General features: G+C 72.3%; 17 protein-coding genes. 10 read left to right on the top strand and 7 right to left on the bottom strand.

Annotated elements, in window-relative coordinates:
• Positions 1 to 94: 94 nt before the first annotated feature.
• Together uvrB and GA0115233_RS12575 are read right to left on the bottom strand one after the other, a co-directional pair.
• A complete protein-coding gene (uvrB, locus tag GA0115233_RS12580) occupies positions 95 to 2218 on the bottom strand; it encodes an excinuclease ABC subunit UvrB (protein ID WP_093720280.1) in 2124 nt (707 codons plus the stop codon).
• Between the two features lie 39 nt (positions 2219 to 2257).
• Entirely contained in the window at positions 2258 to 3127 is an 870-nt protein-coding gene (locus tag GA0115233_RS12575; protein WP_093720279.1) for an MHYT domain-containing protein, read from the bottom strand.
• Between the two features lie 277 nt (positions 3128 to 3404).
• Between GA0115233_RS12575 and GA0115233_RS12570 the strand changes: the two genes are divergently transcribed.
• Together GA0115233_RS12570 and GA0115233_RS12565 are read left to right on the top strand one after the other, a co-directional pair.
• Positions 3405 to 4280 (top strand): glycerophosphodiester phosphodiesterase, encoded by an 876-nt coding sequence (locus GA0115233_RS12570; protein WP_093720278.1) that lies wholly within the window; start codon positions 3405 to 3407, stop codon positions 4278 to 4280.
• A gap of 71 nt (positions 4281 to 4351) precedes the next feature.
• A complete protein-coding gene (locus tag GA0115233_RS12565) occupies positions 4352 to 4906 on the top strand; it encodes a methylated-DNA--[protein]-cysteine S-methyltransferase (RefSeq protein WP_093720277.1) in 555 nt (184 codons plus the stop codon).
• Positions 4907 to 4939: 33 nt separating this feature from the next.
• Here the strand turns inward: GA0115233_RS12565 and GA0115233_RS12560 are convergent, their stop codons facing one another.
• Positions 4940 to 5368, bottom strand: a complete 429-nt coding sequence (locus tag GA0115233_RS12560; protein WP_176711751.1) for a VOC family protein — start codon at positions 5366 to 5368, stop codon at positions 4940 to 4942.
• 101 nt (positions 5369 to 5469) lie between these two features.
• Between GA0115233_RS12560 and GA0115233_RS12555 the strand changes: the two genes are divergently transcribed.
• Positions 5470 to 6378, top strand: coding sequence for a pseudouridine-5'-phosphate glycosidase (locus GA0115233_RS12555; protein ID WP_093720275.1), 909 nt, complete (start codon positions 5470 to 5472; stop codon positions 6376 to 6378).
• Positions 6375 to 7283, top strand: coding sequence for a carbohydrate kinase family protein (locus GA0115233_RS12550; protein ID WP_093720274.1), 909 nt, complete (start codon positions 6375 to 6377; stop codon positions 7281 to 7283). Before GA0115233_RS12555 ends, GA0115233_RS12550 begins: the two co-directional genes overlap by 4 nt.
• Positions 7284 to 7340: 57 nt before the next feature.
• On the opposite strand, the gene GA0115233_RS12545 is transcribed toward GA0115233_RS12550, so the two are convergent.
• Positions 7341 to 8135, bottom strand: coding sequence for a methyltransferase (locus GA0115233_RS12545; protein WP_093720273.1), 795 nt, complete (start codon positions 8133 to 8135; stop codon positions 7341 to 7343).
• Between the two features lie 209 nt (positions 8136 to 8344).
• Here GA0115233_RS12545 and GA0115233_RS12540 point away from each other — a divergent pair, with 209 nt between their 5' ends.
• Positions 8345 to 9472, top strand: coding sequence for a magnesium and cobalt transport protein CorA (locus GA0115233_RS12540; protein ID WP_093720272.1), 1128 nt, complete (start codon positions 8345 to 8347; stop codon positions 9470 to 9472).
• A 55-nt stretch (positions 9473 to 9527) separates the two neighbouring features.
• On the opposite strand, the gene GA0115233_RS12535 is transcribed toward GA0115233_RS12540, so the two are convergent.
• A complete protein-coding gene (locus GA0115233_RS12535; RefSeq protein ID WP_093720271.1) occupies positions 9528 to 9956 on the bottom strand; it encodes a CBS domain-containing protein in 429 nt (142 codons plus the stop codon).
• A 114-nt stretch (positions 9957 to 10070) separates the two neighbouring features.
• Positions 10071 to 10718 (bottom strand): uridine kinase, encoded by a 648-nt coding sequence (locus tag GA0115233_RS12530; protein WP_176711756.1) that lies wholly within the window; start codon positions 10716 to 10718, stop codon positions 10071 to 10073.
• Positions 10719 to 10776: 58 nt separating this feature from the next.
• Here GA0115233_RS12530 and GA0115233_RS12525 point away from each other — a divergent pair, with 58 nt between their 5' ends.
• The 3 genes from GA0115233_RS12525 (at position 10777) to GA0115233_RS12515 (ending at position 13710) form a co-directional block, all read left to right on the top strand.
• On the top strand, positions 10777 to 11472 hold the full coding sequence (locus GA0115233_RS12525) for a DUF2293 domain-containing protein (protein ID WP_093720270.1): 696 nt from the start codon (positions 10777 to 10779) through the stop codon (positions 11470 to 11472).
• A gap of 142 nt (positions 11473 to 11614) precedes the next feature.
• Positions 11615 to 12094, top strand: coding sequence for an anthrone oxygenase family protein (locus GA0115233_RS12520; protein ID WP_093720269.1), 480 nt, complete (start codon positions 11615 to 11617; stop codon positions 12092 to 12094).
• A 125-nt stretch (positions 12095 to 12219) separates the two neighbouring features.
• The gene (locus tag GA0115233_RS12515) at positions 12220 to 13710 is read left to right on the top strand and encodes a glutamate synthase subunit beta (protein WP_093720268.1); all 1491 of its coding nucleotides are present in this window, start codon (positions 12220 to 12222) and stop codon (positions 13708 to 13710) included.
• 6 nt (positions 13711 to 13716) lie between these two features.
• Here GA0115233_RS12515 and GA0115233_RS12510 read toward each other — a convergent pair whose 3' ends face one another.
• Positions 13717 to 14199, bottom strand: coding sequence for a carboxymuconolactone decarboxylase family protein (locus GA0115233_RS12510; protein WP_093720267.1), 483 nt, complete (start codon positions 14197 to 14199; stop codon positions 13717 to 13719).
• A gap of 47 nt (positions 14200 to 14246) precedes the next feature.
• On the opposite strand from GA0115233_RS12510, the gene GA0115233_RS12505 reads away from it, so the two are divergent.
• Both GA0115233_RS12505 and GA0115233_RS12500 read left to right on the top strand, forming a co-directional pair.
• On the top strand, positions 14247 to 15665 hold the full coding sequence (locus GA0115233_RS12505; protein WP_093720266.1) for a MocR-like pyridoxine biosynthesis transcription factor PdxR: 1419 nt from the start codon (positions 14247 to 14249) through the stop codon (positions 15663 to 15665).
• Between the two features lie 198 nt (positions 15666 to 15863).
• Positions 15864 to 16903 (top strand): PEP/pyruvate-binding domain-containing protein (locus GA0115233_RS12500; RefSeq protein ID WP_304363114.1); only part of this gene is annotated, 1040 nt, incomplete at its 3' end.

The raw sequence follows: 16903 nt of genomic DNA, 5'->3' as shown, positions 1-16903 counted from the left end.
ACCCTACGCAGGGGCACTGACAGTGCCGTACCCAGGGCCGCACTTTGTGTCGGTCTTGCAACACTGCGCGTCCCCGGGTGTACCGCCCGCCCCGTCACGCGATGCCCGCCTCCTTCATCTGGCGCAGTTCCTTCTTCATCTCGGAGACCTCGTCGCGCAGCCGGGCCGCGATCTCGAACTGCAGATCCGCCGCGGCGGCACGCATCCGCTCGGTCATCTCCTCGATCTGCTCGGCCAGTTCGGCGGCCGGGCGATCGGTGGGCACCGTCTCCTTGGCCTTGCCCCTGGCCTTCGCCTTGGTGCCGAGCGAGGGCACCGGGGCCTTGGCGCCCTTGCCGTCCTTGGTCTTGCGGTAGCCGGTGCCGAGGAGCTGCTCGGTGTCGACGTCCTCGCGGGCGATCTGCGCCACGATGTCGTTGATCTTCTTGCGCAGCGGCTGCGGGTCGATGCCGTTGGCCTTGTTGTAGGCGACCTGCTTCTCCCGGCGGCGGTTGGTCTCCTCGATGGCCTTCTCCATCGCCGGGGTGATCTTGTCGGCGTACATATGGACCTGGCCGGAGACGTTGCGCGCGGCACGGCCGATGGTCTGGATGAGGGAGGTCCCCGAGCGGAGGAAGCCCTCCTTGTCGGCGTCGAGGATGGCCACCAGGGACACCTCGGGCAGGTCCAGGCCCTCGCGCAGCAGGTTGATGCCGACCAGGACGTCGTACTCACCGGCGCGCAGTTCGCGCAGCAGCTCCACACGGCGCAGGGTGTCGACGTCGCTGTGCAGGTAGCGGACCTGGATGCCCAGTTCCAGGAAGTAGTCGGTGAGGTCCTCGGCCATCTTCTTGGTGAGGGTGGTGACCAGGACCCGCTCGTCCTTCTCGGTGCGCTTGCGGATCTCGTGCACCAGGTCGTCGATCTGCCCCTCGGTCGGCTTGACCACGACCTCGGGGTCGACCAGGCCGGTGGGGCGGATGATCTGCTCGACCGCGCCGTCGGAGCGGGAGAGCTCGTACTGGCCCGGGGTGGCCGACAGATAGACGGTCTGGCCGATGCGCTCCTGGAACTCCTCCCACTTCAGCGGGCGGTTGTCCAGCGCCGAGGGCAGCCGGAAGCCGTGCTCCACCAGGGTGCGCTTGCGGGAGGCGTCGCCCTCGTACATGGCGCCGATCTGCGGCACGGTCACGTGCGACTCGTCGATGACGAGCAGGAAGTCGTCCGGGAAGTAGTCCAGCAGCGTGTTCGGCGGGGAGCCGGGCTCGCGGCCGTCGAAGTGCATCGAGTAGTTCTCCACGCCGGAGCAGGTGCCGATCTGGCGGAGCATCTCGATGTCGTAGGTGGTGCGCATACGCAGCCGCTGCGCCTCCAGGAGCTTGCCCTGCTTCTCCAGCTCGGCCAGGCGCTCGGCCAGCTCCTTCTCGATGTCGTTGACGGCCCGCTCCATGCGCTCGGGGCCTGCGACGTAGTGGGAGGCCGGGAAGACGTAGAGCTGCTGGTCGTCGCTGATGATCTCGCCGGTGATCGGGTGCAGGGTGGACAGCGCCTCGATCTCGTCGCCGAACATCTCGATGCGGACGGCCAGCTCCTCGTAGACCGGGAAGATCTCGATGGTGTCGCCGCGCACCCGGAAGGTGCCGCGGGCGAAGGCGGCGTCGTTGCGCGTGTACTGGATGTCCACGAAGCGGCGCAGCAGCTGGTCGCGGTCGGTCTCCTCGCCGACCCTGAGCGGGACCATCCGGTCCACGTACTCCTGCGGGGTGCCCAGGCCGTAGATGCAGGAGACGGAGGCGACCACGACGACGTCGCGGCGGGTGAGCAGCGAGTTGGTGGCGGAGTGGCGCAGCCGCTCGACCTCCTCGTTGATGGAGGAGTCCTTCTCGATGTAGGTGTCCGACTGCGGGACGTACGCCTCGGGCTGGTAGTAGTCGTAGTACGAGACGAAGTATTCGACGGCGTTGTTCGGCAGCAGCTCGCGGAACTCGTTCGCCAGCTGGGCGGCCAGGGTCTTGTTCGGCGCCATGACCAGGGTGGGGCGCTGGAGCTGCTCGATCATCCACGCGGTGGTGGCGGACTTGCCGGTGCCGGTCGCGCCGAGCAGGACGACGTCCTTCTCGCCCGCCTCGATGCGCCGGGCGAGCTCGGCGATGGCCTGCGGCTGATCGCCGCTGGGCTGGTAGGGACTGACGACCTCGAAGGGCGCCACCGTGCGTTCGATGCTGGAAACGGGCCGCATGGATCCACCGTACGGCCACCCACTGACAACGCGGTCCGGTCAGCGGTTCTGCGGGGTCCGGGGGCGGCGTTCGGCGATGGTGCGGCGGGTGCGCAGCTGGGGGCGGCGGGCGGTGTGCGGGCCGGCGGGGTGGGCGGGGATGCCGGGCTTGTGGTCGTCGACGGAGGCCGGGTGGGGCCGGCCCATGACCATCAGAGGGTCGAACATCATGACGACCGCGGCCAGCAGCAGGAAGGCGAGCGGGCCGATCATCATGGGCGCGAGCAGGGCGGCGGGCGAGTCGCCTTCCGCGGGGATCCCGCTGCCGTGCACATGGACGCTCAGGGCGGCCATGCCCGTGTAGTGCATGCCGCTGACGGCGAGCCCCATGACCAGGCTCGCGCCCACGGTCCACCTGAAGCCCCGGACCTGTGCGGCGGCCCACAGGGCGGCGGTGGCCGCGGCCATGGCGATCACCACCGAGGCGGCCACGGTGAGCGTGTTGTACTCCAGCCTGCCGTTGAGCTCCATTCCCGCCATGCCCAGGTAGTGCATGGACGCGATGCCGAGTCCGGTGATGGTGCCGCCGGTGAACAGGGCGGTGCCGCTGGCGCCCTTGTAGCCGACGATGAAGATCCCGACGCCGACCATGACGACGGCGACGGCGAGGCTGGCGAAGGTCATCGGCCGGTCGTAGTGGATCGGGGTCTCCGCGACGGTGAACCCCATCATGGCGACGAAGTGCATGGTCCATATGCCGGAGCCGATGGCCGCCGAGCCGAGGGCGAGCCAGCCGGGCCGCCAGGAGCGGGTGACGAGCATGGCTCTGGTGGTGCAGCGCAGGCCGAGGGCACCGCCGAGACAGGCCATGAGGAAGGCCACGAGGGGTGTGACGAGGCCGTAGCTGAATCCATCGACCGTGCCCTGCATGCGCGGCTGTCCTTCCGCCCTCTTACGTCCCGGAATGTGCTGATAGGAGCCCCCTCCCAGGACCGCCCGAGCGGTCAGGGTTGAGGCAGAGAGTATGACCCCCACCGGAATGGTCGAACGATTTTCCGGCAAAGAAACACGGCCCTGCCCCAGTTGTGCGGCTGCGGTGAACGGACTTGGACCACCCCACGCCATTCCGGCCACTCGCGCAACCCCGTGTTGTTCACCCTCTGCTGTCACAGTGGTGCTGTCCGTGACCTCGACAGAGGGAGTACGCATGCACGCGCGCGCCATCGCCGCCACGACCACCGCGCTCCTGGGGGCCGTCGCCGTCCTGATGCCGACCTCCGCCCTGGCGGGCGGCATCGGCGGGGAACCGCCGCTGGTCATCGCCCACCGGGGCGCCTCGGCCTACGCGCCCGAGAACACCCTCGCCGCCGTCGACGAGGCGGCCGAGCGGGACATCGAATGGGTCGAGAACGACGTCCAGCGCACCAAGGACGGTGAGCTGGTCGTCCTGCACGACGACAATCTGCGGCGCACCACCGACGTCGAGGAGGTCTTCCCGGACCGGGCGCCCTGGAAGGTGAAGGACTTCACCACCGCGGAGATCGCCCGGCTGGACGCCGGGAGCTGGTTCGGCCCCGAATACGCGGGCACGCGCGTGCCGACGCTGGAGCAGTACCTGCGCCGGGTCGAGCGGCACCACCAGAAGCTGCTGCTGGAGATCAAGAACCCGGTGCTGTACCCGGGCATCGAGCAGCAGACCCTGAAGGTGCTCGGCAACGAGGGCTGGCTCGACCGGAAGCATGTCGGCACGCGGCTGATCGTGCAGAGCTTCAGCGCGGACAGCATCCGGACCGTGCACGCGCTCAAGCCGTCCGTCAGGACCGGCTTCCTCGGCACGCCGAGCGTGGCGGAGCTGCCCGCGTACTCCGAGTTCACCGACCTGATCAACCCCTCGCACGGCTCGATCTCGACCGGCTGGGTGGCCGCCGTGCACGCCTTCACCGGGGCGCACGGCAGTCCGCTGGAAGTCTTCGCCTGGACCGTCGACAAGGCCTCCGACGCCCGGCGGGTCGCCGGGTACGGGGTGGACGGGATCATCTCCAACAAGCCCGACGCGGTCCGCGAGGCGGTCCAGGACGGCTGACGGGCGCGCCCCGGGGCCGCCGCGGCACCGGCCCCGGGGCGTTGTCAGTGGCGGGCCGTACGGTGGGACGCATGGACAGCCATGGGCAGTACGAACAGCGGGTGGTGTGGGCCGTCGTCGGTACCGACATCGGTCCGTTGCTGCTGGCCGCGACCCGCGAGGGCCTGGTCAACGTCGTCTTCCACGCCACCGACGCGGTGTGCGACAGGGCTCTGGAACGGCTCGCGTCCCGGCTGGGCGGCGAGCCGGTCGAGGAGCCCGGCTCCCCCCTGCTCGCCGAGGCGATACGCCAGCTGAAGGCGTACTTCGCGGGTGAGCGGCAGGGCTTCGAGCTGCCCCTGGACTGGTCGCTGATCTCGGGTTTCAACCGGGAGGTGCTGCGCGAGCTGGCCGGCGGGGTGCCGTACGGCTCCGTGGTGGGCTACGGCGATCTGGCCCGGCGGGTGGGGCAGCCGGGGGCGGCCCAGGCGGTGGGCATGGCGATGGGCGCCAATCCGCTGCCGGTGGTGGTGCCCTGTCACCGGGTGGTGGAGAGCGACGGCGGCATCGGCGGCTTCGGCGGCGGTGTGGAGACCAAGCGGAGGCTGTTGGCGCTGGAGGGCGTGCTGCCCGAGCCGCTGTTCTGAGCCACGGCACCCCTCGGGGCGGTCCCGGGGGCCTCAGTCGTAGTGGCGGGCCTCGAAGACGTTGCCGTCCGGGTCGCGGAAGTAGAAGCTGCGCGCGGCCGGGCCGCGGGCGCCGAAGGAGCCGTGGGAGATCTCCGAGACCGGCACCGTGCTGCCCCGCAGACGGCCGAGCAGGTCGTCGAAGGCGGCCCCGGACAGGGCGACGCAGATGTGGTTGACGGGGTGTCCCGCGCTGTCCGCGGCGCCCGGGAGCATCGTCATCCGGGCCGCCATGGTCCACGGCATCAGATCGATGATGGTCTCCTCGTTCAGCCGTACCGAGGGGAAGGGAACCTTGCCCTCGGTGTACTCGGCCAGCCGCACGGGCTCGGTGCCGAGTGTCCTCTCGTAGAACTCGGCCGACGCGACCGGGTCGTTCACCCAGAGGACGACATGGTCGAGGCGTGCGGTGTGGTCGCTCATGCGTCCCAGGCTCGTGGCGACCACCACAGGCCGCAAGTGGTTTGACCGGGCGCGCTGCTCGCCAGGGATGTGGGAGAGACCGAACGACAGGAGGCGGGCGCGTGGTTCTGGTGGTGTCGGAAGAGGTGCGCGAGGCGATCAACGCGCGTCGACCCGTGGTGGCTCTGGAGTCCACGATCATCGCGCACGGGCTGCCCCGTCCGCGCAATCTCCAGGTGGCCCTGGAGCTGGAGGACGTCGTACGCGGCGAGGGCGCGGTGCCCGCGACGATCGCCGTGCTGGACGGCGTGCCCCATGTGGGACTGGACAAGGAACAGGTGGAGCGGATCGCCAACGAGGACGGCATCCGCAAGCTCGGCCACCGCGATCTGCCGCTCGCGGTGGCGGCCGGGGTGAGCGGGGCGACCACCGTCTCGGCGACGGCCCTGCTGGCGGCGCTGGCGGGCGTGCGGGTGTTCGCGACGGGCGGGCTCGGCGGGGTGCACCGGGAGTGGACGGTGACCCAGGACGAGTCGGCCGACCTGGGGCTGCTGGCCCGGACCCGGATCACGGTGGTCTGCGCGGGCGTGAAGTCGATCCTGGACGTGCCGGCCACGCTCCAGCGGCTGGAGACGCTGGGAGTCGCGGTCGCCGGGTACGGCACCGACCGCTTCCCCGGCTTCTACCTGTCGGACTCGGGCCATCCGGTGGACTGGACGCTCGGCTCTCCCGAGGAGGTGGCGGGGGTGATGCGGGCACAGGACGGGCTCGGCGGCCCCGAGTCGGCGCTGATCGTCGCGAACCCGGTGCCGGAGGACGAGCAGCTGGATCCGGCGCTGCACGCGCGTGTGCTCGCCGACGCGCTGCACGCGTGCGAGGCGGAGGGGATCACCGGTCAGGCCGTGACGCCGTTCCTCCTCGACTACCTGGTGCGGCACACCGACGGGGCCTCGCTGGAGGCCAACCTGGCGGCCGTGCGCGGCAACGTACGGCTGGCGGCGCGGATCGCGGCGGCCTGGGTCCGGGCGTGACGGCCGAGCCGGACGGCGCCCTGCTGGTCGTGGGCGATGTCGTCACGGACGTCATCGCCCGGCACCGGGGACCGCTCGCCCCGGGCACCGACACTTCCGCCGCGATCCGGACCGTGCCGGGAGGGGCGGGCGCCAATGTGGCGTGCTGGGCGGCGTACTCCTCGGACGCGGAGGTCCGGCTGCTGGGCCGGGTGGGCGCGGAGGCGGCGGCCTGGCACGAGCGGGAGCTGACGGCCTGCGGGGTGCGGCCGCGTCTGGTGGTCGATCCGAAGGTGCCGACCGGAACGGTGATCTGCCTGGTCGACAGCGGTGCCGCGGCCGAGCGGACGTTCCTGACCGACAGCGGCGCCTCCCTGCGCCTGGACGCCGGTGACTGGTCGGAGACGCTGCTGGACGGCGTCGCCCGGCTGCATCTGTCGGGCTATCTGCTGTTCTCCGAGCCGAGCCGCGCCCTGGTGGCCGCCGCCCTCGCGTCGGCCCGGTCGCGCGGTGTGCCGGTGAGCCTGGACCCCGCCTCGGCCGGGTTCCTGACCGGCCTGGGCGCCGACCGGTTCCGCGCCCTCGTCGACGGGATCGAGGTGCTGCTGCCCAGCCGCGACGAGGCCTGTCTGCTGACGGGCCTGCCCGATCCGGCGGACGCTGCGGCCGAGTTGAGCCAAAAGGTGCCGCTGGTGGTGGTCAAGCTGGGCGCGTCCGGCGCGCTCGTCGCGGCGGACGGGGCGGTGCGCGCCCGGGTCCCCGCGGTGCCCGTGACCCCCACCGACACGACCGGTGCGGGCGACGCCTTCACCGGCGCCTTCCTCGCCGCCCTGCTCAGGGGCGCGGATCCCGAGGAGGCGGCACGGGAGGGGTGCCGGGCGGGTGCGTCCGCGGTACGGCAGGTGGGCGGGAGACCGCCGGGGTGAGGTGAGCGGGGGCGAGCCGCGGGGCGGTCGAGCCGCCCCGGTTGCCCTGCGTGCGGCTCAGCCCTTGCGGCCCCACGCCGAGATCATCGGCGCCGTCGCCAGGTCCATGCCGCCCGCGGCGACGTTGGCGAGGTGGCGGTCGATCTCCTCGTCCGTGGCGAGGTTCGCGGCGACCAGCTGATCACGGACCTGACGGACCGTCGCCGACTCCAGCGCGGCGCAGGCGGCCGAGGCCACCGGGAAGTACGCGTCGGACTCCACCCGCTGCATCCCGGCCTCCCGCAGCAGGCGCGGGAGTCTGCGGCCGTAGGAGAGATCGGCGCCGCGGTCGGCGAGCAGCTTGCGGAAGCCCTGCCGCAGCCGGTTGGCCAACTGCTCCTCGGGGCCGTGCTCGTCGGGGCAGGCCAGCGGTTGCAGAGCGGGGTCGGCGTCCTCGACGACGATCCGTCCGCCGGGCCGCAGCGCGGCGATCATCGACCGCAACGCCCGCTCCCGGTCCGGGACATGGACGAGGACGAGCCGGGCGTGCACCAGGTCGAAGCCCTCCCCGGGCGGCTCTTCGGTCCCCACGTCGTGGACGCGCACCTCGACCGGCGGCCGGGCGGCCGTGGCGAGCCGCGAGGTGTCGATGTCGGTGGCCAGCACCCTTCCCGTCGGCCCGACCTTCTTGGCCAGCCAGGACACCACGGAGGTGCCGCCCGCACCGACCTCCCAGCAGCGCCAGCCGGGGCCGACGCCCAGGGCCTCGAAGTGCCGGAAGGTGGGGGGATCGAAGAGGGCGGCGAAGGCGTCGAAACGCTCGCCGGCTTCACTCTGCCGGTTGTCCAGGAGATACCCGTCGGTTCGCGTCATGCCGTGATCATCCCAGTTATCCCTCTTGTCCGGAGTGGATGACGCGCACCGGGAACCCGTTCACGCCCGGGGAGAACCGGGTTGTCCACAGCCGGGAACCAAGCGGAACGGCCTGCTCCCACAGGCCCGTACGGCCGTGCCGCGGACCTGGCACACTGGCGCGACCGGCGCGGAGAGCGGCGCGAGGAGATCCACACGGGGAGATCCAGATGTCCATGGCAGGAAATCTGCGGAAGGTCACGAGCCTCGGCACGGTCGGCGGCCTGCGCAGAGTGGCCCGGCTGGCCCGGCGCCGCCCGCGCGTCGACCTGAGCCACCCGGCCCGTTCCCCGCTCGGCTCCTCCGTCGTCAACTGCGTGAGCTACCGCGAGGGTGTACGGGTGCCGGCGAGCGGCAACGTGGTCGAGACGGTGGAGCGGGTGCGCAAGCACGGCGACGGATTCGTCTGGCTCGGTCTGCACGAGCCGACGGCCGAGGAGTTCGCGGACCTCGCCGAGCTGTTCGAGCTGCACCCGCTGGCCGTCGAGGACGCGATCGAGGCCCACCAGCGGCCCAAGCTGGAGCGCTACGACGAGACGCTGTTCGCGGTGTTCAAAACCGTCTGCTACGTCGAGCACGAGGAGCTGACGGCGACCAGCGAGGTGGTGAGCACCGGCGAGATCATGGTGTTCACCGGCACCGACTTCGTCATCACCGTGCGGCACGGACGGCACGGTTCGCTGGGTCCGCTGCGCGAGGAACTGGAGTCCCGGCCCGAGCAGCTCGCCCAGGGTCCGGCGGCGGTGCTGCACGCCATCGCCGACCATGTGGTGGACGACTATCTCAGCGTCGCCGAATCGGTCCACGAGGACGTCGACCAGGTGGAGACGGCGGTGTTCGCGGAGGACGGCGCGCGCGTCGACCCGGGCCGGATCTACCAGCTCAAGCGTGAACTGCTGGAGCTGAAGCGGGCGGTGGCGCCGCTGACCCGGCCGCTGGAGGAGCTGGCCACGCGGCCGATACGGGTGGTCGACCCGGAGATACAGGCGTACTTCCGGGACGTCGCCGACCACCTGCTGCGGGTCAAGGAGCAGATCGCCTCCTTCGACGAACTCCTCAACTCCATACTCCAGGCCCACCTCGCGCAGGTCACGGTCGCGCAGAACGAGGACATGCGCAAGATCACGGCGTGGGCCGCGCTGGTCGCCGTGCCGACGATGGTCTGCGGGCTGTACGGGATGAACTTCGAGCACATGCCGGAACTGCACTGGAAGTTCGGGTACCCGCTGGTCATAGGGGTGATAGCGGTGGCCTGTCTGAGCCTGTACCGCGGCTTCCGGCGCAACGGCTGGCTGTGAGGACACGCCCTCGGCGCCGCGCGGCGTGCGGACGTGCCCCCATGCACAGGCCGGTTCAGCGAGCGGTCGACCGGGCGTAGACGCTCTCGGCCCAGGCGGCGATCTGGTCCTCCGACAGGTGCTGGGCCAGGTCCGCCTCGCTGATCATGCCGACCAGCCGCTTGCCCTCGATGACGGGGAGCCTGCGGATCTGGTGCTCCTGCATCATGTGCAGCACATCGTCGACGTCGGCGTCCGAGGCGATCCAGCGCGGGGTGCCCTGGGCCATCTCACCTGCGGTGACCTTGGCCGGGTCGTGTCCCATGGCCACGCAGCCGACCACGATGTCGCGGTCGGTGAGGATGCCGCAGAGCCGGTCGTTCGAGTCACCGATGGGCAGGGCACCGACGCCGAGGTCGCGCATCAGCTGGGCGGCGCGGTCCAGGGTCTCGTGCGCCGGGATCCACTGGGCGCCCCGGTGCATGATGTCTCCGGCAGTGGTCATGGAGTACCTCCCGATGCCGGACGGCCGGCGCGGCGCAGGACGCACCGCTAGTCCCGGCGCCAAACATTCTCGCCGCGCCGGGGGCCGGCCGCACCTCGCGGGAGCCGAGGCGTTTCAGCGGCCGCCGTTCCAGGCCGGGTGGCGGGGGTCGTCGGCGCGGACGAGGACGTCCGCCGTGCCGGCCGGGTCGCTCTCGTCCTCGTACCGCTCGAAGGCGGCCAGGGTCCAGTGCTCGTCCTCGGGGGTGCGGCGGCGCAGGGCGCCCGGGGAGAGCCGGACGTGGACGGTCAGGTCGAAGGGGAACCAGTGCCGCAGCAGCAGCGGGCCGTGCAGCAGCAGGGCGCCGCCGGAGGGGAGGGGGACATAGGGACTGCGGGTGGCCCGGTCGGTGACGGGGTCCCACAGGTCGGGCAGGACACGGCCGTCGCCGCCGGGTTCGAGCGGGCCGAACACCTCGCGCCACAGGGCGCCGGTGTCCACCCAGCCGTCGTAGTACGCCTCGACGTCCCGGCGGCCGTGCTCGAACCGGAGGGAGGCGGGGCGCAGGAAGCCGTCGGCGCCGACGACCAGCGAGGGGCGGCCGCGGGTACGCAGCGCTTCGGCGACCCGTTCGGCGAGGTCGCCCGGGCGGGCCGCCGGGGCGCCGTCGAAGGCGATGCGCGGCCAGGGGCTGCCGTCGGCGGGCTTCAGATCGAGCAGCCGTTCGGCGAGCTCGTCGCCGGGCCGGTCCCAGGTGATCGCTTCGAGTCGCACACCGCCCATGATGCGCCAGGAGCGGCCGGGCACGGTGCGCGGGCACCGGGAGGGGAATGATCCGGGTATGGCACACCTGTCAACTTCCGTGCACCGGACCGGACTTCTCGTCATCCAGCCGCTGCGACGACGGTACTGCGCCGCCTGCCGGGGCGGGCCGCTGTCGCTGCTGGTGCTGGAGGACGGCGCGCCGCGCTGCCTGGACTGCGCGGACCTCGGGCATCTGGTGTTCCTGCCGCGCGGCGACACCGCGCTGACCCGGCGCTCGCGGGAGGAGAGCACGCTGTCGGCGGTGGTGGTGCGGTTCAACCGGCGCAAGGGGCGCTACGAGCGGCAGGGCGTCCTGGTGGAGGAGGCGGGGCTGGCCCGGGCCGAGGCGCGGTGCCTCGCGGACGCCGAGGCCAGGCGGCGTCGGCGGCTGCGGGACGCACAGCGCAGGGCGGCCGAGGACACTCGGTTCACGGAGGTGTTCGCGGCGGAGATACGGCGGCTGTTCCCGGGCTGCCCGCCGGACCGGGCCGCCGCGACGGCCGCGCACACCTCGGTGCGGGGCAGCGGCCGGGTCGGCCGGAGCGCGGCGGGGCGCGCGCTGTCCGAGGGCGCCGTGATCTCGGCGGTGGCGGCCTCCGTACGGCACCTGGACACGCCGTACGACCAGCTGCTGATGAGCGGCGTGCCGCGGCGCGAGGCGCGGCGGCGGATCGCACCGGCGGTGGAGGAGGTGCTCAGGGGGTGGCGGGAGCCGGACTCGGAGACGGGCTGAACCCCCTGGTCCCCTCGTAGCGAGACGCTCGCTTATGCCCCCGCGTCGACCGGCCATGGGATACCGCCGCGCCGCGGAATTCACTTGAGGTGTGAGGCGGCGGCCGGAAGGATCCCGGCGGCGAAGGGGAGTTGACGTTGCGATGATCGATGGGCCGTACTTCGTACTGACCGTGCTGGGCGTGCTGGGTACCGGCCTGGTAGCCGGGGTGTTCTGCGCGTTCTCCACCTTCGTGATGAAGGGGCTGGCCGCGCTGCCGCCCGCGCAGGGCGTCGCGGCGATGCAGGCGGTCAATGTGGCCGCGGTGACGCCCGCCTTCATGATCGTGTTCCTCGGCTCCGCGGTGCTGTGCGCGGTGCTCGCGGTGGTGACGTTCGTGCTGTGGCCGGACGAGGGGACCGTGGAGCTGCTGCTGGGCAGCGCGCTGTATCTGTTCGGCTCGTTCGGCGTGACCATGGTCGCCAACGTCCCCCGCAACGACGCGCTGGCCAAGCTGGAGCCGGGTACCGCCGAGGCGAGCGCCCGCTGGACCGCGTACGTGCGCGAGTGGACGGCCTGGAACCACGTGCGCGCGGTGGCCTCGGCCGCGGCCTCCGTCTCCTATCTCCTGGCGCTCGCCTGAGAAGCGCCAGGACGAGCAGGAGCGGGCGTCCGAGGGAAAGCGCAAGGGGCGGATGAGACGTATCGTGGCCGGAAGAGTGCCGCCCGATGACGTACGGCTCCACTCCGCACGCAAGGGAGACGGCCATGGCCGATCCCAAGGGATTCATGACCACTCCCCGCCAGGACTGGCCGCGGCGGCCGGTCGAGGAGCGGGTCCGGGACTGGGACGAGGTCTATGTCCCCGGGGCCCTGCTGCCCATCGTGAGCAGTCAGGCCGACCGGTGCATGGACTGCGGCATACCGTTCTGCCACGACGCCTGTCCGCTGGGCAATCTGATCCCCGAGTGGAACGACCTGGTCTCCCGCGAGGACTGGCGGGCCGCCGCCGACCGCTTGCACGCCACCAACAACTTCCCCGAGTTCACCGGCCGGTTGTGCCCGGCGCCCTGCGAGGCGGGGTGCGTGCTCGCCATCAACCAGCCCGCGGTCACCATCAAGAACGTCGAGTGCGCCGTCGCCGACCGCTCCTGGGAGCTGGGGTTCACCACCCCCCGGCCGCCGGACCGGCTGTCGGGCCGTACGGTCGCGGTGATCGGGTCGGGGCCCACGGGGCTCGCGGCGGCCCAGCAGCTGACCCGGGCCGGGCACACCGTCGCCGTGTACGAGAAGGACGACCGGGTCGGCGGGCTGCTGCGGTACGGCATCCCCGAGTTCAAGATGGAGAAGCGTCACCTCCAGCGCCGTATCGAGCAGATGCGGGCCGAGGGAACCAAGTTCCGTACGTCCACGGTGGTCGGGCGGGACATCGGCGCCGCGGAGCTGCGGTCCCGCTACGACGCCGTGGTGATCGCCACCGGAGCCACCGCGTGGCGCGAGCTGGAGGTGCCCGGCCGGAAGCTGGACGGCATCCACCAGGCGATGGAGTACCTGCCGCTGGCCAACCGGGTGTGCGAGGGGGACCTGGAGACCTCGCCGCTGTCCGCCGCCGGGAAGCACGTCGTGATCGTCGGCGGCGGTGACACCGGCGCCGACTGTCTGGGCACGGCGGTGCGGGAGGGCGCCGCGTCCGTCACCCAGCTCGACATCTACGCCAAGCCCGACGACGAGCGCGACGAGGACGCCGAGCCCTGGCCCACGTACCCCAAGATCTACCGGCTCTCGGCGGCGCACGAGGAGGCGGGGCAGTTGCGGACGGCGCCCTCGGCGGACGCGGACGCGCGGCTGTTCGCGGCGTCCACACTGCGCTTCACCGGCGACAGGTCGGGGCACGTGCGTTACCTGCACCTGGTCGAGGTCGACTCGAACCGGAGGCCCCTGCCGGGCACCGGACGGGCGATTCCGGCCGATCTCGTGCTGCTCGCGCTGGGGTTCTCCGGGCCCGACCGGCGGGACGGTCTGATCGACCAGCTGGGGCTGGAACTGGAGCCGCGGGGCACGATCGCGCGGGACGCGGACTTCGCCACGAACGTCCCCGGCGTGTTCGCGGCAGGGGACGCGGCCCGGGGGCAGTCGCTCATCGTGTGGGCGATCGCCGAGGGCCGGGCGGTGGCGGCGGCCGTGGACCGCCGTCTGACGGGGGGCACCTCGCGGCTGCCGGCGCCGATATCCCCGTACGACCGGCCGATGACGGTGTAGCCGGCCTCAGCCGCGGCGTTCGTCCGTGCCCGCGACCTTGCCCACGGTGAGCGCGAGCCGGTTCCAGGTGTTGATGGCGAGGATCAGGGCGATGAGGTGGGGCAGTTCGTCCGCGTCGAAGTGGGCGGCGGCCTCGGCGTAGACGTCGTCCGGGACGCCGCGCTCGGAGACCAGGGTGACCGCCTCGGTCAGGGCCAGGGCCGCCTGCTCCTTCTCGGTGAAGAAGTGGCGGGCCTCGCGCCAGACCGCGACCAGGTGCAGCCGGTCCTCGCTCTCCCCGGCCTTGCGGGCGTCGTTGGTGTGCATGTGCAGGCAGTACGCGCAGTTGTTGAGGAGCGAGGCGCGGATCTGGACCAGCTCGACGAGCGCGGGGTCCAGGCCCTCCCGGGCGGCGGCGTCGAAGGCGACGATGGCGCGGTTGATCCTTGGGGCGGCCTTGGCGAAGTTCATCCGTGGGGTCTTGGCGTCGATCAGCGTGTTCGTCGTCATGTCCTCCAACCTACGGGCCGGATAGACCGGCTGTAGGGTGCATTTCCATGTCTGGATCGTGGGTCAATTCGGCGGAGCGGATCGGCGCTGATCTGCATCTGGAGCTGTCGGGACCCGGCGGGCGGCGGGCCGCCCTGACCCGCGCGCTGCGCGACGCCGTGCGCGGCGGCAGGCTCGCCCCCGGCACCCGGCTGCCGCCGTACCGCTCGCTCGCCGCCGATCTCGGGGTGGCCCGGAACACGGTCGCCGACGCGTACGCGGAGCTGGTCGCCGAGGGGTGGCTGACCGCGCGGCAGGGCTCGGGGACGCGGGTCGCCGAGCGGGCGGCGCCGTCGCGACGAGCCGGGAAAGCGCCCGGTACGGCCCCTCCACGCGCGCGTGGCCCGCGGCACGACCTGCGCCAGGGCACCCCGGACGTATCGGGCTTCCCGCGCACGGCCTGGCTCGCCTCCTACCGCCGGGCCCTTCAGCAGGCGCCGAACGAGGTGTTCGGCCCCGGCGACCCCGCCGGGCGCGTGGAGCTGCGGGAGGCGCTCGCGGAGTACCTGGCACGCGCGCGGGGCGTGCGCTCCACCCCGGAGCGCATCGTGATCTGCTCCGGTTTCGCGCACGCGCTGCGGCTGCTGTCCGAGGCGCGGGTGCTGCGCGGTCCGCTGGCGGTGGAGGCGTACGGCCTCCCCTATCACCGCGATCTGCTCTCCCGCGCGGGCGTGCGGACCGTGCCGCTGCCCCTGGACGAGCGGGGCGCGCGGGTGGATCTGCTGGAGCGCGAGCGGGGTGTGCTGCTCACGCCCGCGCACCAGTTCCCGACCGGCGGCCCGCTGCACGCCGGGCGCCGCGCCGCCGTCGTCGACTGGGCACGCGCGCGTGGCGGGCTGATCGTGGAGGACGACTACGACGGGGAGTTCCGCTACGACCGCAAGCCCGTCGGCGCGCTCCAGGGCCTGGACCCAGAGCGGGTGGTCTTCGTGGGCTCGGTGAGCAAGAGCCTGTCCCCGGCGGTGCGGCTGGGCTGGATGGTGCTGCCCGAACGCCATGTCGGGGAGGTGCTCGCGGTCAAGGGGGAACGGGAGGCCTGGGCGAGCGTCCTCGACCAGCTGAGCCTCGCCGACTTCCTCGCCCGCGGGTCCTACGACCGTCATGTGCGGCGTATGCGGCAGCGGTACCGCGAGCGCCGGGACCGGCTGGTCGCGGCGCTCGCCGAGCGGGTGCCGCACATCGAGGTCACCGGGGTGGCGGCCGGGCTGCACGCGGTGCTGCGGCTGCCGCCCGGCACCGAGGCGGCGACCGTGGCACGGGCCGGGCGGCTCGGGGTGGCACTGGACGGGCTGTCCGGGTTCCGGCACCCGCGGGCCCCGGAGACCGTCCCGGCGTACGACGGATTGGTCGTGGGATACGCGACGCCCTCCGAGCACGCGTACGCGGCGGCGCTGGACGCGCTCTGCACGACTTTCCCGAATCCGTAAAGGTTCTCCGGTCTGTCCGAAAAGCGGCTTAACGGGCTGCATGGATCAGGGCGGCAGTGGGATCATCGGAGCAAGGAGGCGTTTGGCCGCCGTTCACCCGTGGGCGGTGGTGATTCGTCCCATCCTTCGTTCCGCCGTCAGGCGCAGGGCCCATCCCGCGCGTCCCCCCTGTTGGCGGCCGGTCCTGGAGGGTGTTCTATGACGACGCTCGATGAACGTCACGGAGAAGGTGCGCGCGACGGGGACGAGCCCCGGGGCGAGGTGGCCCTCGGCCTGGCACCCGCGTACGGTCCGGCCACCGTCCCACTGCAGGAGCCGCTCGCCGCCGTCGTGGCGAAGGCCGGTTCCAAGGCCGCGAATCTCGCCCGCGCGGCCGGTGCCGGGCTTCCGGTACTCCCTGGCTTCGTGATTCCTTACCAAGCACAAGGTGATCCGCACTCCCTGCGCCGGGCCTGGCAGGCGCTGTCCGACGGCGGCAGCCGCCCCCTGGTCGTGCGCTCCTCGTCACCGCAGGAGGACACCGAGGAGTCCTCGCTGGCGGGCCAGTTCACCTCGGTGCTCGATGTGCGCGGCTGGCAGGACTTCCGTACTGCCGTGCGGACCGTGCTGGACTCGGCACGCCGGGCGGACGGCTCCGTCGCGCCGATGGCGGTGCTGGTGCAGCCGATGCTCACCGCGCGGGTCGGCGGGGTGATGTTCGGTGCCGACCCCGTGGAGGGGCGGACCGACCGGATGCTGGTCAGCGCGGTGCGCGGCGGTCCGGACAGCCTGGTCAGCGGGGAGCAGCAGGGCACCAACTACTGGCTCAGCGGGCGCGGGCGGCTGCTGCGCACCGAGGCCGCGGAGGCGGAGCCGCTGCTCACCCGGCGTGAGCTGTTCCGGCTGGCCCGTCTCGCGCGCCGGGCCCGGCAGGTGTTCGGCGGGCCGCAGGACATCGAGTTCGGGTTCGACGAGGACGGCAGGCTGTGGCTGTTCCAGAGCCGGCCGATCACATCGATGGCGGCGCGGCCGTCCCGCCGGGCGCGGCTGCTGGGTCCCGGGCCGGTCGCGGAGACCCTGCCGGACCAGCTCCTGCCGCTGGAGGAGGACCTGTGGGTGGCGCCGATGGCCCGCGGTATCGCCGCCGCGCTGGACATCGGCGGGACCGCGCCGCGGCGGCTGCTGCGGTCGGCGCCCGTGCTCACCACCGTCGGCGGGCGCGCGGCCGCCGATCTGCGGCTGCTGGGCGCGGTACCGCC

Origin of the sequence: Streptomyces sp. DI166 (assembly GCF_900091315.1) — a bacterium.
GTDB lineage: Bacteria > Actinomycetota > Actinomycetes > Streptomycetales > Streptomycetaceae > Streptomyces > Streptomyces fuscus.
This window is presented reverse-complemented; position numbering and strand designations above follow the sequence as displayed.